Origin of the sequence: Brucella sp. 22210 (genome assembly GCF_052045675.1) — a bacterium.
GTDB lineage: Bacteria > Pseudomonadota > Alphaproteobacteria > Rhizobiales > Rhizobiaceae > Brucella.
Window position 1 is genome coordinate 188,579 of record NZ_JBQEPD010000001.1, and the last position, 22,146, is coordinate 210,724.

Here is a 22,146-nt window from a genome sequence, read left to right on the forward strand (position 1 = left end):
TCCTCAGATATCCATGCCGAGCAGCTTGCCGACCGTGTGGACGTCCTTGTCGCCACGGCCAGACAGGTTGACGATCATGATCTGGTCCTTGCCCATGGTTGGCGCCATCTTGACGGCCTGCGCAATGGCATGGGCGGATTCGAGCGCCGGAATGATGCCTTCGACGCGGGTTGCAAGCTGGAAGGCATCCAGTGCTTCCGTATCGAGGATCGGCACGTAATCGACGCGACCCGAATCCTTGAGCCAGGAATGCTCTGGGCCGACGCCCGGATAGTCGAGACCGGCGGAAACCGAATGGCCTTCGAGAATCTGGCCGTCTTCGTTCTGGAGCAGATAGGTGCGGTTGCCGTGCAGAACGCCGGGCCGACCCGCGCTCATCGATGCGCAATGCTCGTCACCATCGAGACCGTGACCGCCTGCCTCGACGCCGACGATCTTGACCGATGCGTCGTCGAGGAAAGGATGGAACAGGCCGATGGCATTGGAGCCGCCGCCGACAGCCGCGATGATGACATCCGGCAGACGGCCTTCCTGTTCGAGAATCTGCTGGCGGGCTTCCGTGCCGATGACCGACTGGAAGTCGCGGACCAGTTCCGGATAAGGATGCGGACCGGCAGCTGTGCCGATCAGGTAATAGGTGTCTTCAACATTCGTGACCCAGTCGCGAAGCGCTTCGTTCATCGCGTCCTTGAGCGTGCCGTTGCCAGCCGTGACCGGCTTTACTTCGGCACCCAGCAGCTTCATGCGGAACACATTCGGCTTCTGACGTTCAACGTCCGTTGCGCCCATATAGACGACGCAAGGCAGGCCGAAACGTGCCGCGACGGTGGCTGATGCAACGCCGTGCTGGCCAGCGCCGGTCTCGGCGATGATGCGCGTCTTGCCCATGCGCTTGGCCAGCAGAATCTGGCCCAGGCAGTTGTTGATCTTGTGGCTGCCCGTGTGGTTCAGGTCTTCGCGCTTGAAGTAAATCTTCGCGCCGCCCAAATGCTTGGTCAGGCCTTCAGCAAAATACAGCTTGGAAGGCCGACCGGCATAATAGGTCGAAAGGGCGGAAAGCTCGGCCTTGAATTCAGGATCGTTCTTGGCCGTTTCATAGGCCTCCTGCAATTCGAGGATCAGCGGCATCAGCGTCTCGGCGACGAAACGTCCGCCGAAAATACCGAACATGCCCTCTTCATCCGGGCCTGTCTTGTAGGAATTGGGTTCAACCGGCTTGTTCAACGCTTCCGCTCCGTCATGTTCAGGCCACCCCTGTCTGGGTACGTCTGGCGGACGGTGATACATCCGCATCGGCGACAGCCTGGAAAAAATCTTCAATGAGACGCACGTCCTTTTCGCCTGGTGCGCGCTCGGCGCCAGACGATATGTCGATGCCCGGCGCGTGCGTCTCGTGCAGCGCCTCGGCAATGTTGCCAGCGTTCAATCCACCGGAAAGCATGTAATCGACATCCGCGTCAAGCGCATCGAGCAGGCCCCAATCGAAGGAGACCCCGTTGCCGCCCGGCAATTCCGATCCCTTCGGCGGTTTGGCGTCGAAAAGGAAGCGGTCGGCAATGCCCTTATAGGGTGCGATAGCGACCAGATCGTCGGCGCTGCGGATCGCAAAGGCCTTCATGACGGGCAGGCGGTAGCGCTCTTTTACAAAGCGCACGCGCTCCGGCGTTTCATGACCATGCAGTTGCAGAATATCCGGTTTTACGGTGCTGACGATTTCGTCCAGCATCGCATCGTCTGCATCGACGGTCACGGCGACAACCTTGGCCCGACCAAGTGCGGCAGGGCGCAGCGCGGCTGCGGCATCGGGTGCGATATTGCGCGGACTCTTTGGAAAAAAGATAAAGCCGATATGCGTCGCACCGCCGTCAAGAGCGGCAGCGACAGTATCAGGCGTTTTCAGCCCGCATATCTTGATATCCAAAGCCATGGGTTTCCCGTCGCACAAAACGAGGCGCTTCTCAAGCCGTTCGCACCTATTCGCAACTAATCTCTGACGGTATGTCCGTCAAAACCGCGTGCGATCAGGAAATCATACGCTTCCATGACCTCCATGGGAACAGCCTGCGCAATCTGGTAGCCTTTGGCCGGATAGTCCAGAATGCGCTCCAGATCGCCGGTCATCTCGTTGATGAGCATATCCACCGGATAGGAGGGTGTCGGCTGTTCTTCGAAGGAAAGGAGCGGCGCCGTCACGCTGGCCTTTGCTTCCGGCCATTGCCGCGCGACGGTGGCGTGGACCCGGCGTTGTGTCTGCGGCTTGGTGACGAAAATCGGGCTGATGACCCCCGGCAGCATTTTTTCAAGCGAGAAACGGATGTTCTCGCCAATATTGGTGGCGTTCGGTTCGATGGTGATTGCCTCTTCGGGCACACCGCGCAGCATTGCCACTTCGGCAAAGGCTTCCGCTTCGCTGGCGGGGTAAAGGTTTTCGGTCCAGTGACCGCTTTTGCCGGTGAAGATCACCAGCGGGGCCATGCCTTCGAGATAGAGATCGGCGGCGCGCTCCGCCACGCGCAGATCGTAGCTGCCCAGTCCGATGATGACATCGGATGCCGGAATGGGATCGTAAATGCAGTGGTAGTCCCACAGCACCTTGGCGGCGGTCAGTATCGATGGGTTCATGTAAAGTCTATAGCCTGTAATGCGCTGCCATTTCGCTTCAGCCACGCCTTGCAGCGTTCCGTATCGGGGCAAAGCTCCTGACAGAGTTTCCAGAATTGCGGCCCATGATTCATCTCGATCAGATGCGCGACTTCATGCGCGACGAGATAGTTGATGACGGCCGGGGGTGCCATGCCGATACGCCATGAAAAGGAAAGAACGCCATCCGAGGTGCACGAACCCCAGCGGCTCTTGGTGTCCTTGAAACGGACAGCCTTGGCCTTGCGCCCGACAGTCGCCGTATGGCGCACCACCAGCGTTTCGATATCCCGCTTCACCTGACCTTTGAGATAATCGGCCAGACGGCGCGGCAAATGGCTGGGATCGCCATGAACCAGCAGCACATTGCCTTCTGGGCCTTCAAGCAGGTCGACTGTGCCGCGTCCGGGCTGATGCATGATGAGGTGCGGCACGCCGCGAATGGGAATTTTCACGCCGGGACGCACACCGGGCTGATCCGGAAGTTTGGTGATGCGGCTTTCGATCCAGCCCTGATGGCGCTTGAGAAAGCTCTGTACCTCGCGCTCGGGCAGGCCGGGCGGAACTGTGATGCGCAGTCCTTTTCCGCCAGCTTCGATGCGCAGTGTCAGCCGCTTGGCACGCGGGTTTTCGAACACACGTAACGGCAACTCGCGACCCGCCACCGCATGGATGCGTTCGCTCCGGACAGTCGCCGTATTGGCTGATGCCCTGTTGCCGCTGATTTGCCGAAGGAAGGGTAAGCCCATGGCTTAAGAATAAGCGATTCGTGTGAAAAGCCAGACAAAAAAGCTCTTTTAAGCAAAACGGCGCGGTAAAACCGCGCCGTTTCGAGAGATTTCAGGGTGTTATACCCTATCAAAGATCAGTGATGTCGTTTTTGCCACCCTTGGCTGGCGTCTTCTTGGCAGCTGCGCGACGCTCGGCCATGAAGCGGTCGAACTCTTCCTTGTCGCGTGCGCGGCGAAGCTCAGCGGCATAGGATTCGAATTCGGCGCGGGCTTCGTCAAGCTTGCGGCGCTCTTCGGCAAGGCGGTCCAGTTCTTCGCGACGCCAGTCGTCGAAGGCTGCATTGCCGGTCGCGCTGCCGAAGTTGAAGCTCTCGCTCTTGCGGCAGTTGCGGAAAGAACCGAACATGGAATCGGTCTTCTCGTTGACGCCGCGCTTGAACCCCTCGAGGCGGTCGCCCCAAAGAATATAGGCGAGCATGGCGAGGCCAAGCGGCCAGAAGAGAAAGAAGCCGAGCACCATCAGCGCAATCGTGGCTGGCGTCCATGCCGGTCGGATCAATGCGGAATTGGTCATGGTCTGCTCCATAATAATCAGGCCTGCCAAGTCCACATCATGCGGACATTTGTGTCTGGCGGCTTGATTTCGAATTGGTGAAGGGATTGCGGCATTTCAAGAATGTCGCAATCCGATTCCACTTCGTTTCAGGCAGGGTCCAAGCTAACTAATGTGATTATCTCGAAATTTTTTTGCGAAAATGTTCGAGAAAAGTAACGGCAAGCCCGGCAATCAAGGCCCAGAAGGCGGAGCCGACCCCGAAAAATGCCATGCCGGAGGCGGTGACAGCGAAGGTAATCGTGGCTGCGAGGCGCTCCGGTTCGTCTTTCAGGGCCAGTGACATGGCATTGATGAACGGGCCGGTCAGGGCAAGACCGGCGACCAGCGCGATCAGCGTTGTCGGCAGGACGGCGAAGATCGCGACCAGCGATGCGCCGAACAAAGCGAACACCACATAGATTGCCGCATAGACAGGGCCGGTCAGCCAGCGCTTGGTCGGATCTGGATGCGCGTCGGGATTGGTGCAGAGCGCTGCCGAAATTGCTGCCAGATTGGTGGTCGATGCGCCGAAGGGCGCGGACAGGATCGAGAACAGACCCGTCACGCGCAGGCAGGCGCTGGTCGGCGGCTCATAGCCGGATGCGCGCAGCACTGCGAAACCGGGCAGGTTCTGCGAAGCCATGGTCACGAGATAGAGCGGCAAGGCGAGGCCGATCATCGCGCCCAGATGGAATTCCGGCCAGACGAGGGTGAGCGTCGAGATTTCCGGGGCGGGCAGGGTTGGCGAGCGACCAGAAACAAGCGCAAAGATCATGCCGACCACCAGAACCGCGATGACCGCCAGCGATGGGTTGAAGAGGCGGATCAGGAAGAACAGCGCCACCAGAGGCAGGACGAAAACAGGATCGAAGGGGACGGTCTTTGCAGCGGCGATGACGAAGCTGAGCAAGACGCCCGCAAGCATGCCGGAGGCAACCGATGCGGGTATGCGTGACACCAGCACCGAAAGCTGGCGGATCAGTCCGGTGGCAATCAGCGCCAGCGCCGTCACGATGAAGGCGCCGACCGCTTCGGCCATGGTGAAACCGGCGCTCGCACCGATCAGCGCCAGTCCGGGTGTCGACCATGCCGCGATGATGGGCATACGATAGCGCGTGCTCAGCCAGGCGGAAGAGGCTGCGATCGAAAGGCAGATGGCGGTGACCCAACTGGCCGTTTGGGCCTGGGTTGCACCTAGAACCTGTGCGGCGGCGATGATCAGCGCCAGCGTACCGCCGAAGCCGACAATGGCAGCAACCGCCGATGACGCGATGACCGAAAAGCGCATGATGATGCCCCGTTATGCTGTTGCCCGTTATTGTGTTGCAGCTACGCGTTCTGCCAGACCGGAAACCGTGCGGATGAGAAGATCGAGATCCTGCGGTCGCGACAGCCGGTGGTCACCGTCACGCACAAGCGTCAGTGTCACATCGTCAACCGGCAGATGCTCCACGAGTGTCAGTGCGTGCTTATAGGGCACATCCGGGTCTTGCATGCCTTGCAGAATATGCACCGGGCAACCCGTCTCGATAATGCCCTTGAGCACGAGGTTCTTGCGACCGTCTTCGATCAATGCGCGTGTGTAGACATAAGGATTGGGGGAATAGTCGGACGGCTCTTCGAAATAGCCCTTTTCCTGCAAGTCGCGCTTCTGGGCTTCGGAAAGGCTCGGCTCGACAAGTGCTGCCGTGAAATCGGGGGCAGGGGCGATCAGCACGATACCGGCAGGCGATTTGCCTTGCTTCTTCAGTTCCTGCGCCATGCGCAGCGCGATCCAGCCGCCCATGGATGAGCCGACGAGAATCTGCGGGCCCTTTGCATAGTGATGGTAGACGGCAAGGCTTTCGTTGAGCCAGCGTGAGATCGTGCCCTCGTTGAAGTCGCCACCGGATTCGCCGTGACCGGAATAATCGAGCCTCAGCGCGCTGTGGCCGGTCTTTTCGGCCCATTGGTCGAGAACCACAGCCTTGGTGCCGAGCATGTCGGAGCGATAGCCACCCAACCAAACAACTCCGGGCCAGACGCCGCCGGGCTGATTTTTGCCCTCTCTGTGGCGAACAGCGATCTTCGCGCCGTCCACGTCAAGAAATTCCGGCTCCAGTTCTGGCCCCGCATTGCTCATTTGAGTCTCCCGATAATTGGGATGTCTTTTGCCATGTCTTGTGGAGCGTGGAAACCCGCGCGATTGACCCAAGCGTTTGGCGCACCTTGAAATTGAAGGAAATGTGACCGATATGTCGCTTTTCGCCCCCGATTTAGCTCTTTATCACGTGGGGGTGATTTTTCCTGTCAAAGATGCTATTGACTTCGCCGCTTGCTTGACGACATTTCCGCGTTCAACTGCGGTTTGATCGGGGATATGTCGTGTAAGCGACAAAAGTTCTTGCCGTATGAACGTTAACAATCAGGAGATAACGACCATTCGCCGACCGTTCAGAGCGACGCCGGTCCAGAAAGACGGACCGCGCTCCAACCGTGACATCCGGGTTCCCCGGGTCCAGCTTATCGATGCCGAAGGCCAGAACCACGGTGATGTTTCCATTCAGGAAGCTATCGCCATGGCAGAGGAAGCGGGCCTCGATCTCGTTGAGATCGTGCCGAACGCAGAGCCTCCGGTTTGCAAGATCGTAGACCTTGGTAAGCTGAAGTATCAGAACCAGAAAAAGGCCGCCGAGGCACGCAAGAAGCAGAAAACGGTTGAAATCAAGGAAATCAAGATGCGACCGAACATCGACACCCATGACTATGAGGTGAAGATGAAGGCTGCTGTGCGTTTCTTTGAAGAAGGCGACAAGGTCAAGGTTACCTTGCGTTTCCGCGGCCGTGAAATGGCGCACCAGGAGCTGGGTATGAAGCTTCTGCAGCGCGTCAAGGAAGACACCGTCGAAATCGCGAAGGTCGAGTCCGAGCCAAAGCTCGAAGGCCGTCAGATGATGATGGTGCTCGCACCGCGCTGATTTTTTCAGTATAGTCGTTGAAAAGCCGCCTTCGGGCGGTTTTTCTTTGCAAGTAAGCAACTGAGCCGCAATGAATATGGCAACCGTGGAACGATCATGAAGACAATAGGTGAATTGGGGAAGTATCAGCAGCGCCGCCGTCTGGCGATTGGCGTTGTGATTGCGCTTCTGGTGATCGCGCTGCTTTTCGTCCGCTCGTCCTGGGTTGGGCGGGTGCATGAATATATTGAGTCCATCGGCCTCAGCTTCATCGTTGCCGCGATTCTCGGGCGCATGTGGTGCACGCTGTACATCGGTGGGCGCAAGAGCGCCGAAATCGTGCGCAGCGGCCCTTATTCGATGACGCGCAACCCGCTTTATGTGTTCAGCACGCTGGGCGCCATGGGCATCGGCGGACAGACGGGCAGCATCATCGTGGCCGTCGGCTTTGGCATTCTTTGCTACGTCGCCTTTTCCATCGTCATCCGCACGGAGGAAAAGTTTCTGGAACAGAATTTCGGCGAACCGTATCGCGCTTATTGCCGCGATGTTCCCCGCTTCTTCCCGAAGTTCTCGGTCTATAATGACGATACGACCGTGACGGTGAAGCCGGATCGCCTTTATCGCACCTTTACGGACGGTCTGGTGTTCTTCGTGGCCTATCCGTTCTTCGAATTTATCGAGTACTTGCAGGACATTCATGCTCTGCCGGTTTTGCTGCGGCTTTATTGAGTCATTTCAGTCGATTCAGCCATTGCGTTTTATGGGCTTTGAGCCTATAAGGCCGCGTTCGAACCGCCCGGCAGGGCATGCCGTGGCGGTTTCGTATGCTTTTCAGGCTTGGTCTGCCTGAAAGTAAAAACACTGTTCCTGTGTGATGCAGGCACAAGCGCCCCTGAACACAAGAGGCGTGGAGTGCCGCAGGCACGACGGGGACGAAACAAAGGAGTAGCAAAATGCCCAAGATGAAGACCAAATCGGCCGCTAAGAAGCGGTTCAAAATCACCGGCACTGGCAAGATTAAAGCTGCCGCCGCTGGTAAGCGCCATGGCATGATCAAGCGCTCGAACAAGTTCATTCGCGATGCTCGCGGCACCATGGTGCTCGCCGATGCAGATGCGAAGATCGTAAAACAGTTCCTGCCTAACGGCCTCTAAGCCGCTGTCCTTTAAGGAGATCATAATATGGCACGCGTAAAACGCGGCGTTACTTCACACGCCAAGCACAAAAAAGTTCTCGATCAGGCTGCCGGTTTCCGCGGTCGTCGCAAGAACACCATCCGCACCGCTAAGGCTGCAGTTGATCGTTCGAAGCAGTATGCTTACCGCGACCGCAAGAATCGCAAGCGTACCTTCCGCGCTCTCTGGATCCAGCGCATCAATGCTGCTGTCCGTGAGCAGGGCCTGACCTATGGCCGTTTCATCGACGGTCTGGCCAAGGCTGGTATCGAAGTTGACCGCAAGGTCCTGTCTGACATCGCAATCCATGAACCGGATGCATTCGGTGCGCTGGTTGCATCGGCGAAGAAGGCTCTTGAGTACCTCAAGAACACCGAAACGCCGAACGCTTTTGAAGGCGCTGTCCGCTAAGCCAGCCCTTCCCAAGTGATATTGTGAATTTGGGGAACCCGCGCTGGCTCGGCTGGCGCGGGTTTTTCTTTCTTATCTGGTGCCCACCGCAAATATCGCCGATGAAGAGGCGTGGACGTTGCAGGCGCGACAGGGACGTAAACCAAGAGGCGACGAGTGTCTTTAGACACGAGTGGGAAGCTAACCAAGAGGCGTGGAGCGTCTAAGACGCGACAGGGACGTAACAAATGAGCGATCTTGAACAACTCGAACAAACGATCATGGGCGAAATCGCCGCCGCCAGCGATGAGCAGGCGATTGAAGCGGTCCGCGTCGCGGCACTGGGCAAGAAGGGCACGGTTTCCGAAAAGCTGAAACTGCTTGGCACCATGACCCCGGAAGAGCGCCAGGTTCAGGGACCGGCGATCAACGGTTTGAAGAACCGCGTCACCGATGCGCTGACCGAGCGCAAGACAGCGCTGCGCAAGGCTGCTGTTGCCGCCCGCCTTGAGCGCGAAAAGCTCGATGTGACGCTGCCGGTTCGTGAAAGCGCTGCTTCGCGCGGTCGCATTCATCCGATTTCGCAGGTGGTGGACGAGATCACCGCGATCTTCGCCGATATGGGGTTCTCGATTGCCGAAGGTCCGGATATCGAGACCGATTACTACAATTTCACAGCGCTGAATTTCCCGGAAGGGCACCCGGCGCGCGAGATGCACGACACGTTCTTCTTCAATCCGGACGAGAAGGGCGAGCGCAAGCTTCTGCGCACGCATACCTCGCCGGTGCAGGTGCACACGATGGAGAAGTTCGCAGCGATCCGTGACAAGGAAGGCCGCGACGAGCCGATCCGCATCGTGATCCCGGGCAAGACCTATCGCATGGATTCCGACGCCACCCATTCGCCGATGTTCCATCAGGTCGAAGGTCTGGTCGTGGACAAGTCGGCCAATGTCGCCAACATGAAATGGGTGCTGGAAGAGTTCTGCAAGGCGTTCTTCGAAGTGCCTTCGGTGACGATGCGCATGCGTCCGAGCTTCTTCCCGTTCACGGAACCCTCTGTCGAAGTGGATATCCAGTGCGACCGCTCCGGCCCGCATGTGAAGTTCGGCGAAGGCAATGACTGGCTCGAAATTCTGGGCTGCGGCATGGTGCATCCGAATGTGCTGCGCGCTTCCGGTTATGATCCGGACATCTATCAAGGCTTCGCTTGGGGCATGGGCATCGACCGCATCGCCATGCTGAAATACGGCATGCCGGATCTGCGCGCCTTCTTCGACGCCGATGTGCGCTGGATCAACCATTACGGTTTCCGTCCGCTCGATCTACCGACGCTGTTCGGTGGTCTGAGCGCGTAAGGACAGGAAAGGGATACACAAATGAAATTTACGCTTTCCTGGCTCAAGGATCACCTTGAAACCGACGCGACGCTCGAACAGATCGTCGAGAAGCTGACCGATATCGGTCTTGAAGTGGAATCGGTCGATGACCGCGCTGCCTTCAAGGCTTTCAAGATCGCCAAGGTGGTGAGCGCCACCCAGCATCCCGATGCTGACAAGCTGCGCGTACTCTCCGTCGATACGGGCGATGGCAAGCCGGTTCAGGTCGTTTGCGGTGCGCCGAACGCCCGCACGGGTCTGGTCGGTGTTCTCGGCCGTCCGGGCGATTATGTTCCGGGTCTTGATGTCACCTTGTCAGTCGGCAAGATTCGCGGTGTCGAAAGCTTCGGCATGATGTGTTCCGAGCGCGAGCTGGAACTGTCCGACGAGCACAATGGCATCATCGATCTGCCGGAAAATGCGCCGGTCGGTACCAGCTTTGCGGCCTATATGGGGCTTGATGATCCGATCATCGAAATCGGCCTCACGCCAAACCGCGCCGATTGCACCGGCATTCACGGCATTGCCCGCGATCTGGCAGCCGCCGGTCTCGGCACGCTGAAGAACACGCTGCCTGCCGCCGCCAAGGGTGAAGGCGAAACGCCGGTCAAGATCATTCTCGATCAGAATGCGGAAAACCCGTTCTGTCTCGGCTTTGCGCTGCGCATGGTCAAGGGCGTGAAGAACGGCCCGAGCCCGAAATGGATGCAGCAGCGTCTGAAGGCTATCGGTCTGCGCCCCATCAATGCACTGGTGGACATCACCAATTACGTGACCTTCGATCAGGGCCGTCCGCTGCATGTGTTCGACGCTGCCAAGGTCAAGGGCAATCTGACGGTGCGTGCCGCCAAGGATGGCGAAACCATTCTGGCGCTCGACCAGCGCGAGTACAAGCTGAACAGCGGCATGTACATCATCGCCGATGAGAACGGTCCCGAATCGATTGCCGGTATCATGGGCGGCGAACATTCGGGCTGCGACGAAAACACGGTCGATGTGCTGATCGAATCCGCTCTGTGGGATGCACGCATGATCGCGCGTACGGGCCGTGAACTCGGCATCGTCACCGATGCGCGCTATCGTTTCGAACGCGGCGTCGATCCGGAAATGATGGTTCCGGGTGCGGAAATTGCGACCAAGCTGGTTCTCGATCTGTGCGGCGGACAGCCGACGGTTCTCGACATTGTCGGTTACAGGGCCCCTGCGCCGCGCGTCATCGACTTCCCGGTCACGGAAGTGAAGCGTCTGACGGGTATAGAGGTTTCCTACGACGCCTCGCTGGATATTCTCAAGCGCCTCGGTTTCGGTGTTGAAGGTGACGGCAAGGTCATCAAGGCAACGGTGCCGACTTGGCGCGGAGACGTGGAAGGCAAGGCCGACCTCGTTGAAGAAGTCATGCGTATTCACGGCATCAACCAGATCGAGCCGCAGCCGCTGCCAAGCCACGGTGCCGTCAATGGCCGCATCCTAACCACCTTGCAGATCCGCACGCGTCATGCCCGCCGCATGCTCGCTTCGCGGGGCATGCTGGAAGCGGTGACCTATTCCTTCATTTCCGAAGCGCAGGCCAAGGCATTTGGCGGCGGCCAGCCGGAATTGAAGCTCGCCAACCCGATTGCATCCGACATGTCGGATATGCGCCCGTCGCTTCTGCCGGGCCTGCTGGCTGCGGCACAGCGCAATGCGGATCGCGGTTTCGGCGATATCGCTTTGTTCGAAGTGTCGGGCATTTACGAAGGCGACACGCCGGAGAAGCAGCGCCGTGTGGCGGGCGGTATCCGTCGTGGAACGGCAGGCGTCGACGGCGCTGGCCGTTTCTGGTCCGGCAATGCCGCGACGGTCGGTGTGTTCGATGCCAAGGCCGATGCGCTGGCCGCATTGGAAGCGGCCGGTGCGCCGGTTGATCGCATCCAGATCGAAGCCGGTGGTCCGGAATGGTTCCACCCGGGTCGTTCGGGCACGTTGAAGCTCGGCCCCAAGGTCGTGCTCGGCACGTTCGGCGAGTTCCATCCGGATACGCTGGAAGCGCTCGATGTATCGGGCAATCTCTGCGGCTTTGAAATCTATATCGATGCGATCCCTGAGCCAAAGGCAAAGGCAACCCGCACGAAGCCTGCGCTCAACCTGTCGCAGTTCCAGAGCCTCAAGCGCGATTATGCCTTTGTGGTGGATGCAAATGTCGAAGCAGGCAATGTCGTGAAGGCGGTTTCCGCCGCTGACAAGAAGCTGATCGTCGGCGTGCAGGTGTTCGACATCTTCACGGGCGCATCGCTTGGCGAAGGCAAGAAGTCGATCGCGGTTGAAGTGCTGTTGCAGCCGCAGGATCGCACCCTGACCGATGAAGATCTGGAAGCACTGTCGAAGCAGGTCGTGGCGAGTGTCGCCAAACAGACCGGCGGCGTGCTGCGCGGATAAGCATAAAACAAAAAGCCCGGCTTCAAGCCGGGCTTTTTTTACCTCGTAAGCCGATGCAATTGCCCCATGGGTCTTGGACCTGACACATGCGCATGCCATCCTGAATATCGAGCGGTCCGCGATAGAGCTTGCCGCCGATGGCCATCAAAAGTGCCAGTGATTCATCGAAATTGTCGACGTGCCAATAGACAATGCTTCCCGCCGCACCGGACGAAACCTTTTCGTCCGCCGGAACAATTTCCAGATCGATGTCACCGATTTGCAGATAGCTGAAATCAAACGCTTCGAGATGTTTGGGAACGGCGTGCGGAAAGGCTTTGCGATACCACTCGATTGCGGCTGCAACATCGCCGACATGGATCAGAACCGCGGATATCGTGCCACTCATGCGGGGATAGTCGCACGCGCAGGCATGGCGCGCATGGCCATGTCGATGATCTTTTGCACTGCTGCACGCGAACTGCCGTCGCGCGCCTCATAGGAGAGGCTCTGCTGGATTGCGTGGTAGAACTCACTCATCTGGGTGATATCGGTATCTGCCGGCAGGTCGCCCTCGCGCAAGGCGCGTTGCAGGCGCTTAGAAAGCAGTTCCTGATTGGTATGGCGAATGGCGGTCAGGAACTCCTTGACCGGCACATTCTCCGGTTTGCACTGGATCGAGCTGACGCTGATCATGCAGCCGCCAGCCGGGCAGGCAAAGGCGCTGTCCGCGCTCAATTCGAGCCAGAGTCGTATGCCATCCTGAATGGCGGCGGCGTCTTCCAGAGCTGCGAAGGGGGTGGCGCCGATGGTGCGCCGGTAAAAATCGACGGCCTCGCGAAAAGCCTGCTCCTTATTGCCGAAAGCGGCATAGAAGCTCGGCGGCGTAATGCCTATGGCTGCCGTGAAATCGCTGATCTGGGCGCATTCATAGCCTTTGGCCCAGAATACCTTCATGACCTTGTCCAGCGCAGCATCGCGATCGAAACTGCGCGGGCGACCGCGCGAAACCATTTTTCCTCCCTTTCTATAGTCTGTCTTATATAATTCGCTTGACCTCTCCGAACAAGTCGATATGAATTATATAATCATTATTACATAAATAGGGATTCGTCTCCATGAACGATTCGTGCGAATCTGCCCTTGCGGCGGAAGGGGCGTCCATGTCCCGTAAAGAGGCGCGGGCAATACCGATGGTTGTCTATTGCCTCAGTCTCGGCGTTTTTGCGCTGACGACCTCCGAATTGATGATCTCGGGCATGATGCCTTCATTGCAAGAGGCTTTTGGCCGGTCCATTGCGGATATCGGCAATCTGATCTCGCTCTATGCTTTGGGCATGATGATTGGCGGTCCGCTGGTGACCGTGCTGTTTCTGGCCTTGAAGATTGAGAACAAGCGCGGATTGCTGGGCCTTTTGATCTTCTACGCGCTTGCCCAGAGCGTGGCCGCCTCCACCAGCAATTTCCATGTGCTTTTGGCTGCTCGCGTGCTGACAGGCATGGCCGCAGCGACGAGTTTCGGCCTCATGTTGGCCATTACCGCACAGCTGGTTGCGCCGGAATTGCGGGGGCGGGCATCGTCGCTGGTCTTTGCCGGATTGATGCTCTGCACCGTGCTCGGCGTGCCGATTGCCACGGCGATCACGAATGCTTTCGGCTGGCGCGCCAGCTTCTGGAGCATTGTAGTTCTCATTCTGCTGTGCGCGCTGGTCATCGCGTTGAAGATCGAAACGACCCGTGAGGGACCGCAGGCTGATCTGCGCTCGGAACTGGCGGAAATGCGCAAGCCGAAGCTCTGGGCGGCCTATGCCACCAGCGCGCTCGTCATCGGCTCGTCTTTTGCGGTTTACAGTTATTTGTCGCCGATCACCGTGGAACTGGCCGGTTTCTCGGCCATGCAGGTTCCGTTTCTACTTGCCGTCTATGGCGCGGCCAATATCGTCGGCAACTATGTTTCCGGTCGTTTTGCCGACCGGCACACGATCGTGACCATCTTTGCCGGTCTCGTGGTGATGCTTGCGGCCATGCTGATCTTCGCGCTCTTCGCCGAACTCAAATCGGCTGCGATCCTTGCCATTGTGATGATCGGCCTGACGGGAATTGCACTGAATCCCGCCTTCGTGGCACGTGTGATGCGTATTGCCCATCCCGGCGCATTGGTGAATGCAATGCATGCATCGGTCATCAATATTGGTCTCGGCCTCGGCCCATGGATCGGCGGTCAGGCAATGGAAGCAGGATATGGTCTCCATGCGCCCTTGTGGGTTGGCTTTGCGATGACGCTGGCCGGGTTGCTGACGCTGGCACCTCCCGCTTTACGGCGCATGTAATTGCCACTCACAACGACAATAAAAAGCCGGGGTCATGCCCCGGCTTTTTCTTTCCGTACCAATAAAGGCGGATCAGTCCTTGGAGAACATGGTGGCCGACTGGGAGGTCGAGACCATCATATTATAGTCGTTGACGATCCATTCGAGATCCGAACCGACGCGTGCCTTGCGGGCATCGCCCTTGGTCTTCTGCAGCGCTTGCTGGAACGAGCGCAATTTGCCGAGCAGGCTTGCCGGGCGCGATTCGAAGACGTGGAAGGAGTTCGGGTGCTCCGAAGCGTAATCGTCCATTTCGCGTACGGCGGCGGCATAGACATCCATGGCCTTGCCGAAGGCTTCCATGTCGACCACCGGCTTGTCATTATCCGGCAGCAGGTCCACCACCGACTTGGCGCGCATCATGACATTGCGAACATGCCAGTTGGCCTTCTTGCCTTCCGCCTTTTCAATGGCGTCGAGTTCGGCGAGATCGATCTTGCTCTTTTCTTCATCCAGAAGCGCGTCGACGCGCTTGCGCTCCTTCAGGAACTCTGGCGCATAGTCGGCAATCTGCTTGTGAAAGGCTTTGGCTTCGGCAAACTTGTCGGACATATAGTCCTTGCGATCATAATATTTGCTGGCTTTTTCGATCACCGGCGCCAGCTTCTGGTAAATCGCGATGTAGCTTTCCATGGCCGCATCGAGATCGGGCATTTTCGGGTCGACCTTGGTCGCGCCCTCGGCGGCTTCGATTTCGCTGCGCACGTCATAGAGTGAATAGAGCCCGTAGACATTGCGCTCCTTGCCGGTCGGGCCCTTTTTCATGTCGACCCAGCTGTCATATCTGCCAAGCGATTCCGATGCGCGGATCGTGCGGTTGAGAAGCGAAACATAGGCGTTCATTTTCTCGATGGCGGCATTCGGATCGGCCTCATCGGCGGATTGCGCGAAGGCCGCTGCAGGCAGGAGGACTGCCAGAAACGCAAACAGGATTGCGCGCGGCGAAAATCGTCTCATGTGCTTTTCCTCTTTAAAGAATCGGACGCCGTGTTCCGATCTATTCACGAGCATTGTCCGGCAACCAGTTGCTGCCGGAACGGTTTCTGATGAAGGTGATGATTGAAACGACGACGGACAGCACCACCAGATATTCGAAGAAGCGGAACGGGATGACGATCCAGCCGCTGACGGAGCGTTCGATGGCGCCATAGATGTTGACGAGCTGGAAATCATAGTTCACGCCGGTGCTCCCGCCGCCATGGCTGACGATTTCCCTGATCTGCATATGGCTTCCGGGACTGCCGAAAATCCATGCCAGCGGCTGGTTATAGAGCGGGTTGCCGCGGCTATCGAAGAACATGGCAGCGAAGGCCATGAACGAAATCATGATCGCGGCTGCTTCGGGCTTGCGCCAGTCGACCTTGGTGAACCAGCATATCGCGGAGAAGACGACAAGGAGAACGGCGCTTGCAACGCCATCAATGAAGATGACGCCATACATCCCGTAGACCAGAACCAGTCCCACGAGGGCAAAGCAAGCGATGACAACGGCAGCAATGGCAAAAATGCCAAGCACTTTTGTAACAGATCCTGTTTGCATAGCGCGCACAGAGCATGTGTAGAACGGAATAACAAGTCTTATTAGTGGCTTATAATATTACGGTGACAGGCGTGAACTTCTTTTTACGCTGTGCTTCCGGCACCGAAACTTGAATCCAAACCGAAATCGACAGGAACAAGCAGGATGAACCATCTGCGCTATGCCGGATTGCCGGAGCACGAACAGCGTGCGGTCTTCACGAATATCATCCTGCAAAATCCGCTCCTGACTGTCGTCTTTTCGCGCCTTGAAGATCTTGCTGCGGCCAGTAAGCAGGCTGGAAAGGGCGAGGAAAGCCCGGAATTCTGGATCGTTTCGGGCGCACTTTATAACAGTGTCTGGAATCACCTGACCGAGCGCCCGGCTCAGCACGGCATCAAGGATGTCGATATTATCTATTTCGATGCGGACGATCTGTCCTGGGAGGCAGAAGACCGGCTGATCGAGCAAGGAAAGGCTCTTTTCAGCGATTTTCCTCTGCCGGTGGAAATACGCAATCAGGCGCGGGTGCATCTGTGGTTCGAACAGCGCTTCGGTCAGCCTTATGAACTGCTGCGCTCTGCCACGGAATCAATCAGGCGGTTTTCAACCATTGCGCATTGTGTGGGGGCCAGGGCGGAAAGTGACAACACGCTGACGTTACATGCGCCCTTCGGCCTTGACGACATTTTTTCGTTTCGTCTCAGGCCTAATCGTGCCATCGATAACGCCGCAACGCACCGAACCAAGGCGCGCCGCGCGCTTTCATACTGGCCGGAACTGACTTTTCAGGACTGGGATGCGCCAGAATGATTCGGCGATGCGCATTGTGAGAGTAACGATCTGAACGAAGGAAATGGCATGTTCCGCTGGGGTATTCTTTCCACCGCCAAAATCGGCGTCACGCAGGTGATTCCCGCATTCGCCGCGTCGGATAACGGGGTTGTCCATGCAATCGCGAGCCGCGACCACGCCCGTGCCCGTGCCGTGGCTGACCGTTTCGGCGCTCCGCTTGCCTTCGGCTCCTATGAGGAATTGCTCGCCAGCGATCAGGTGGACGGTGTCTATATCCCGCTGCCGACATCGCAGCATATCGAATGGACGATCAAGGCCGCAGAAGCTGGCAAACATGTGCTGTGCGAAAAGCCCATCGCGCTCAAGGCCGACGATATCGACCAGCTCATCGCCGCACGCGACAAGCATAAGGTCACGATCGCCGAGGCCTTTATGGTCTATTATCATCCGCAATGGATCAAGCTGCGTGCATTGCTGGCGGAAGGCGCCATTGGCACCTTGCGCCATGTTCAGGGCGCTTTCACCTATTTCAACGTCGATCCGGGCAACATGCGCAACCAGCCGGACCTTGGCGGCGGTGCACTGCCCGATATCGGTGTTTACCCGACGGTCGTGACGCGCATGGTTACGGGTAAGGAACCGCTCTCGGTGCAGGCTTCGGTCGAGATCGATCCGAACTTTGGCACCGACCGTTATGCCAATGTCGCGGCGCGATTCGACGGCTTCGACATGACCTTCTATGTCGCGACTCAGCTTGCTGGACGCCAGACCATGGTTTTCCACGGCGACAAGGGCTTCATTGAAGTTCATGCGCCGTTCAACACCGGCAAATACGGTCATGGCCGCATCACGCTTTATGACGCAGGCCACACGGAAGCGACGGAATGGTCGTTTTCGGACGCAAACCACTATCAATTGCAGGCGCAAAGCTTCGTGCGCGCAGTGCAGGGCGAGGACGTATCCTTGTTTTCGTTGGAGAATTCCAAAGCAAATCAGCGCTTTATCGATGCGATCTATCGCGCGGGCAAAAATAGTGGTTTCGTAGAAGTCTAGAACCGTCTGGAAACAGACCTGTCAGAATAGCCGGGAAGGAATTTAAGGCTGTCCGGCTGTTCTGACTTGCAGTGAAAAAGCGCCTTTCTTATATACGCCTCGCACAGGGCTTCGATGACAGGCCGGAGGCTCATGAAAAAACCTCCGGAACCCAACCTTGAAGCGGGCATTGTGAAAACCGTAGGAACCGCCCATGGAACGCTCGGTAGAGGTCTTGGCGGTTTGCTGAATGGAGAGAAATATGGCTAAAGTTATTGGTATCGATCTGGGAACGACCAACTCCTGCGTCGCCGTCATGGACGGTAAGAGCGCGAAGGTCATCGAGAATGCCGAAGGCGCTCGCACGACGCCTTCCATTATTGCTTTCACCGATAGTGACGAACGTCTCGCTGGTCAGCCTGCGAAGCGTCAGGCTGTCACCAATCCGGAAGGCACCCTTTTTGCAGTCAAGCGCCTGATCGGCCGTCGTTTCGACGATCCGATGGTCACCAAGGACAAGGATCTTGTCCCGTACCACATCGTCAAGGGCGACAATGGCGATGCGTGGGTAGAAGTTCACGGCAAGAAGTATTCGCCATCGCAGGTTTCCGCGATGATCCTTCAGAAGATGAAGGAAACGGCTGAATCCTATCTTGGCGAAACCGTCACGCAGGCTGTTATCACTGTTCCGGCTTACTTCAACGACGCCCAGCGTCAGGCCACCAAGGACGCAGGCAAGATTGCCGGTCTGGAAGTGCTGCGTATCATCAACGAGCCGACCGCTGCTGCGCTGGCTTACGGCCTCGACAAGAACGAAGGCAAGACCATTGCCGTTTACGATCTTGGCGGCGGCACCTTCGACGTGTCGGTCCTCGAAATCGGCGACGGTGTGTTCGAAGTGAAGTCCACCAACGGCGACACGTTCCTCGGCGGTGAAGACTTCGACATGAGCATCGTTGATTACATGATCACCGAGTTCAAGAAGGAAAGCGGCATCGATCTGAAGAACGACAAGCTTGCTCTGCAGCGCCTCAAGGAAGCTGCCGAAAAGGCAAAGATCGAATTGTCGGCTGCCCAGCAGACCGAAATCAATCTGCCGTTCATCACCGCTGATGCGAGCGGTCCGAAGCACCTTGCAATCAAGCTGTCGCGCGCCAAGTTCGAAAGCCTGGTTGAAGATCTCGTCAAGCGCACGATCGAGCCGTGCAAGGCCGCTCTGAAGGACGCTGGCCTCAAGGCGGGTGAAATCGACGAAGTGGTTCTGGTCGGCGGCATGACCCGCATGCCCAAGATCCAGGAAGTCGTGAAGGCCTTCTTTGGCAAGGAACCGCACAAGGGCGTGAACCCGGACGAAGTCGTCGCCATGGGCGCAGCTATCCAGGGCGGCGTTCTGCAGGGCGACGTCAAGGACGTTCTGCTGCTCGACGTGACCCCGCTGTCGCTCGGCATCGAAACGCTCGGCGGCGTGTTCACTCGTCTGATCGACCGCAACACGACCATTCCGACCAAGAAGTCGCAGACCTTCTCCACCGCCGAAGACAATCAGTCGGCTGTGACGATCCGCGTCTTCCAGGGCGAGCGTGAAATGGCTGCCGACAACAAGATCCTCGGCCAGTTCGACCTCGTAGGTATTCCGCCTGCACCGCGTGGCGTGCCGCAGATCGAAGTGACCTTCGACATCGATGCCAACGGTATCGTGAACGTCTCGGCCAAGGATAAGGGCACCGGCAAGGAGCACCAGATCCGCATTCAGGCTTCGGGCGGTCTGTCGGATGCCGACATCGAAAAGATGGTCAAGGACGCCGAGGCCAATGCCGACGCCGACAAGAAGCGCCGTGATGCTGTCGAAGCCAAGAACCAGGCCGAAAGCCTGATCCACTCGACTGAAAAGTCGCTGAAGGATTATGGCGACAAGGTCTCGGAAGACGACAAGCAGGCAATCGAAGGTGCTGTTGCAGCACTCAAGACCTCGCTTGAAGGCGACGACGCCGAAGACATCAAGGCCAAGACCCAGACGCTTGCTGAAACGGCGATGAAGCTCGGTCAGGCCATGTATGAGGCAGCGCAGGCTTCTGAAGGTGCAGAGGCCGAAGGCGGCGAACACGCTTCGTCCAAGGACGATGTCGTTGACGCCGACTATGAAGAAATCGACGACGACAAGAAGAAGTCGTAATCATCTGCCGCTGACAGTGAAAGCCCGGCTCCATGCCGGGCTTTTGCCAGTTTCTGTATTCGGCATATGACGAATAATAACGAAGGCTCCGGTTGGGAGTCCGGTCCAGCCGCCGGGGTAACGGACGTATGAAGATCGATTATTACGAAGCATTGGGCGTTGAAAAGTCCTGCGATGACAAGACGCTGAAAGCGGCTTTTCGCAAGCTTGCCATGCAGTACCATCCTGATCGCAATCCGGATAATCCGGAAGCCGAACGCAAGTTCAAGGAAATCGGCGAGGCCTACGAAACGCTGAAGGACCCGCAGAAGCGGGCTGCCTATGACCGTTTCGGCCATGCTGCCTTTGAAAATGGCGGCGCGGGTGGCGGTTTCGGCAATGGCTTTGGTGGCGCAGGCGGTTTTGCCGATATTTTCGAAGATATTTTTGGCGAGATGATGGGTGGCGGTCGCCGCCGTTCCAGCAACGGTCGCGAACGCGGCGCCGATCTGCGCTATAATATGGAAGTGACGCTCGAAGAAGCATTTGCCGGCAAGACCGCGCAGATTCGCGTGCCGACTTCCATCACCTGTGACGAATGCTCCGGTTCCGGCGCCAAGGCCGGTTCGCAGCCCACCACCTGTACCATGTGTTCGGGTTCGGGCCGTGTTCGCGCGGCGCAGGGCTTCTTCTCGGTGGAACGCACCTGCCCGACCTGTAACGGTCGCGGACAGGTCATCAAGGACCCTTGCGGCAAGTGCCATGGTCAGGGCCGTGTGACGCAGGAGCGTTCGCTGTCGGTCAATATCCCGGCCGGTATCGAGGATGGCACCCGTATTCGCCTTGCAGGCGAAGGCGAAGCCGGCATGCGCGGCGGACCGTCGGGCGATCTTTACATCTTCCTTTCGGTCAAGCCGCATGAGTTCTTCCAGCGCGACGGGGCCGACCTTTATTGCAAGGTGCCGATCTCTATGACCACGGCGGCGCTGGGCGGTCAGTTCGAAGTTTCGACACTGGACGGCACCCAGACCCGCGTAAAGGTTCCGGACGGCACGCAGAACGCCAAGCAGTTCCGCCTCAAGGGCAAGGGCATGCCAGTTCTGCGCCAGCAGGCAGTGGGCGATCTCTATATCCAGATCGATATTGAAACGCCGCAAAACCTGTCGAAGCGCCAGCGCGAATTGCTGGAGGAATTCGAAAAACTCTCCTCGCAGGAGAACAGCCCGAAATCAGCCGGGTTCTTCTCGCGGATGAAGGAATTCTTCGAGGGAATAGGTGAATAAAAAAGGGGAGCCATGCGGCTCCCTTTTTTCATATTTTCCTTATTCCTGCCTTGCTTAGGGAATTGAAAGCGGCATAAGCTTGTCCAATAACGACAATGGGAGCATGCGGAATGGCAGGTCAACTCGGCAGGAAACTCGCCGCGAAATTCGACGAGGAAATCCGTTTTTTCAAAGGGTGGATTGACGGTCCGAAAGCGGTAGGCGCCATTCTGCCGACCAGCTCCATCACCGCGCGACGCATGGCGAGTGTGATCGACATTCATTCGGGCCTGCCGGTTCTGGAACTTGGACCGGGCACCGGCGTCATCACCAAGGCGATCCTCAAACATGGCGTGAAGCCGTCTGATCTTTACTCCATCGAGTATTCGCAGGATTTCGTCGAGCATCTGAACAAGACATATCCCGAAGTGAACATCATCCAGGGTGATGCGTTTGATCTCGACACCACGCTTGGCGAGATGAAGGACCAGCAATTCGACAGTATTGTCTCTGCCGTGCCGTTGCTCAACTTCCCGATGGCGCGCCGCATCCAGCTCATCGAAGACATGCTGACGCGTATTCCGCGCGGTCGCCCCTTCATGCAGATTACCTATGGTCCTCTGCCACCGGTTCCGTCCGGCCGTGGAAATTACACGGTCCAGCACTATGATTTCGTCATGCGCAACGTTCCGCCGGCACAGCTGTGGGTTTATCGCAGACCGCTCGGCTGAGTGTCTGATCTAAAAGTCACCATGCCGGTCTGCAAATGGCAAT

At 57.8% G+C, this 22,146-nt stretch carries 24 protein-coding genes; 12 read left to right on the top strand and 12 right to left on the bottom strand.

What is annotated here, in order from left to right:
- Window positions 1–3: 3 nt before the first annotated feature.
- The 8 genes from trpB to ACTJKP_RS00955 all read right to left on the bottom strand — a co-directional run bounded on the left by trpB (window position 4) and on the right by ACTJKP_RS00955 (window position 6,494).
- Window positions 4–1,224 carry a tryptophan synthase subunit beta gene (gene trpB, locus ACTJKP_RS00920; protein WP_113533760.1) on the bottom strand — a complete coding sequence of 407 codons (1,221 nt, stop codon included), beginning with the start codon at window positions 1,222–1,224 and terminating at the stop codon, window positions 4–6.
- Between the two features lie 19 nt (window positions 1,225–1,243).
- Entirely contained in the window at window positions 1,244–1,927 is a 684-nt protein-coding gene (locus ACTJKP_RS00925) for a phosphoribosylanthranilate isomerase (protein WP_440629382.1), read from the bottom strand.
- A 56-nt stretch (window positions 1,928–1,983) separates the two neighbouring features.
- A complete protein-coding gene (locus ACTJKP_RS00930) occupies window positions 1,984–2,622 on the bottom strand; it encodes a YdcF family protein (RefSeq protein ID WP_440629383.1) in 639 nt (212 codons plus the stop codon).
- Window positions 2,619–3,389: a M48 family metallopeptidase gene (locus tag ACTJKP_RS00935; RefSeq protein WP_440629384.1), complete on the bottom strand. Its 771-nt coding sequence runs from the start codon at window positions 3,387–3,389 to the stop codon at window positions 2,619–2,621. Before ACTJKP_RS00935 ends, ACTJKP_RS00930 begins: the two co-directional genes overlap by 4 nt.
- 109 nt (window positions 3,390–3,498) lie before the next feature.
- Window positions 3,499–3,945, bottom strand: a complete 447-nt coding sequence (locus tag ACTJKP_RS00940; protein ID WP_078337666.1) for a DUF2852 domain-containing protein — start codon at window positions 3,943–3,945, stop codon at window positions 3,499–3,501.
- A gap of 157 nt (window positions 3,946–4,102) precedes the next feature.
- Window positions 4,103–5,254, bottom strand: coding sequence for a benzoate/H(+) symporter BenE family transporter (locus tag ACTJKP_RS00945; protein ID WP_138784080.1), 1,152 nt, complete (start codon window positions 5,252–5,254; stop codon window positions 4,103–4,105).
- 27 nt (window positions 5,255–5,281) lie between these two features.
- Window positions 5,282–6,088, bottom strand: coding sequence for an alpha/beta hydrolase (locus ACTJKP_RS00950; RefSeq protein ID WP_440629385.1), 807 nt, complete (start codon window positions 6,086–6,088; stop codon window positions 5,282–5,284).
- 214 nt (window positions 6,089–6,302) lie between these two features.
- Entirely contained in the window at window positions 6,303–6,494 is a 192-nt protein-coding gene (locus ACTJKP_RS00955; protein WP_318282643.1) for a hypothetical protein, read from the bottom strand.
- Here ACTJKP_RS00955 and infC point away from each other — a divergent pair.
- The 6 genes from infC (at window position 6,471) to pheT (ending at window position 12,264) form a co-directional block, all read left to right on the top strand.
- On the top strand, window positions 6,471–6,923 hold the full coding sequence (gene infC / locus ACTJKP_RS00960; RefSeq protein ID WP_318282644.1) for a translation initiation factor IF-3: 453 nt from the start codon (window positions 6,471–6,473) through the stop codon (window positions 6,921–6,923). The two genes, ACTJKP_RS00955 and infC, sit on opposite strands and share 24 nt — an antisense overlap.
- 96 nt (window positions 6,924–7,019) lie before the next feature.
- Entirely contained in the window at window positions 7,020–7,634 is a 615-nt protein-coding gene (locus ACTJKP_RS00965) for a methyltransferase family protein (RefSeq protein ID WP_440629386.1), read from the top strand.
- Window positions 7,635–7,858: 224 nt separating this feature from the next.
- The gene (gene rpmI / locus ACTJKP_RS00970; RefSeq protein ID WP_006473268.1) at window positions 7,859–8,059 is read left to right on the top strand and encodes a 50S ribosomal protein L35; all 201 of its coding nucleotides are present in this window, start codon (window positions 7,859–7,861) and stop codon (window positions 8,057–8,059) included.
- 27 nt (window positions 8,060–8,086) lie between these two features.
- Window positions 8,087–8,491: a 50S ribosomal protein L20 gene (gene rplT, locus ACTJKP_RS00975; RefSeq protein WP_078337671.1), complete on the top strand. Its 405-nt coding sequence runs from the start codon at window positions 8,087–8,089 to the stop codon at window positions 8,489–8,491.
- 227 nt (window positions 8,492–8,718) lie between these two features.
- On the top strand, window positions 8,719–9,828 hold the full coding sequence (gene pheS / locus ACTJKP_RS00980) for a phenylalanine--tRNA ligase subunit alpha (RefSeq protein ID WP_440629387.1): 1,110 nt from the start codon (window positions 8,719–8,721) through the stop codon (window positions 9,826–9,828).
- 21 nt (window positions 9,829–9,849) lie between these two features.
- Entirely contained in the window at window positions 9,850–12,264 is a 2,415-nt protein-coding gene (pheT, locus tag ACTJKP_RS00985) for a phenylalanine--tRNA ligase subunit beta (RefSeq protein WP_440629388.1), read from the top strand.
- A 22-nt stretch (window positions 12,265–12,286) separates the two neighbouring features.
- Here the strand turns inward: pheT and ACTJKP_RS00990 are convergent, their stop codons facing one another.
- Both ACTJKP_RS00990 and ACTJKP_RS00995 read right to left on the bottom strand, forming a co-directional pair.
- Complete coding sequence (locus ACTJKP_RS00990; protein WP_440629389.1) at window positions 12,287–12,652, bottom strand: VOC family protein; 366 nt, start codon at window positions 12,650–12,652, stop codon at window positions 12,287–12,289.
- Window positions 12,649–13,257 (bottom strand): TetR/AcrR family transcriptional regulator, encoded by a 609-nt coding sequence (locus ACTJKP_RS00995; protein WP_440629390.1) that lies wholly within the window; start codon window positions 13,255–13,257, stop codon window positions 12,649–12,651. Before ACTJKP_RS00995 ends, ACTJKP_RS00990 begins: the two co-directional genes overlap by 4 nt.
- A 104-nt stretch (window positions 13,258–13,361) precedes the next feature.
- Between ACTJKP_RS00995 and ACTJKP_RS01000 the strand changes: the two genes are divergently transcribed.
- A complete protein-coding gene (locus ACTJKP_RS01000; protein ID WP_440629391.1) occupies window positions 13,362–14,573 on the top strand; it encodes an MFS transporter in 1,212 nt (403 codons plus the stop codon).
- A gap of 72 nt (window positions 14,574–14,645) precedes the next feature.
- On the opposite strand, the gene ACTJKP_RS01005 is transcribed toward ACTJKP_RS01000, so the two are convergent.
- On the bottom strand, window positions 14,646–15,569 hold the full coding sequence (locus ACTJKP_RS01005) for a YiiG family protein (RefSeq protein ID WP_440629392.1): 924 nt from the start codon (window positions 15,567–15,569) through the stop codon (window positions 14,646–14,648).
- Window positions 15,570–15,609: 40 nt separating this feature from the next.
- On the bottom strand, window positions 15,610–16,128 hold the full coding sequence (locus ACTJKP_RS01010) for a hypothetical protein (RefSeq protein WP_440629393.1): 519 nt from the start codon (window positions 16,126–16,128) through the stop codon (window positions 15,610–15,612).
- Between the two features lie 168 nt (window positions 16,129–16,296).
- On the opposite strand from ACTJKP_RS01010, the gene ACTJKP_RS01015 reads away from it, so the two are divergent.
- The 5 genes from ACTJKP_RS01015 (at window position 16,297) to pmtA (ending at window position 22,103) form a co-directional block, all read left to right on the top strand.
- The gene (locus tag ACTJKP_RS01015) at window positions 16,297–16,944 is read left to right on the top strand and encodes a nucleotidyltransferase family protein (RefSeq protein ID WP_440629394.1); all 648 of its coding nucleotides are present in this window, start codon (window positions 16,297–16,299) and stop codon (window positions 16,942–16,944) included.
- Window positions 16,945–16,992: 48 nt separating this feature from the next.
- Window positions 16,993–17,979: a Gfo/Idh/MocA family protein gene (locus tag ACTJKP_RS01020; RefSeq protein WP_138784070.1), complete on the top strand. Its 987-nt coding sequence runs from the start codon at window positions 16,993–16,995 to the stop codon at window positions 17,977–17,979.
- A 241-nt stretch (window positions 17,980–18,220) separates the two neighbouring features.
- Window positions 18,221–20,131, top strand: coding sequence for a molecular chaperone DnaK (gene dnaK, locus ACTJKP_RS01025; RefSeq protein WP_440629395.1), 1,911 nt, complete (start codon window positions 18,221–18,223; stop codon window positions 20,129–20,131).
- Between the two features lie 128 nt (window positions 20,132–20,259).
- Entirely contained in the window at window positions 20,260–21,393 is a 1,134-nt protein-coding gene (gene dnaJ / locus ACTJKP_RS01030) for a molecular chaperone DnaJ (protein WP_078337682.1), read from the top strand.
- Window positions 21,394–21,503: 110 nt separating this feature from the next.
- On the top strand, window positions 21,504–22,103 hold the full coding sequence (gene pmtA / locus ACTJKP_RS01035) for a phospholipid N-methyltransferase PmtA (RefSeq protein ID WP_078337683.1): 600 nt from the start codon (window positions 21,504–21,506) through the stop codon (window positions 22,101–22,103).
- Window positions 22,104–22,146: the final 43 nt, after the last annotated feature.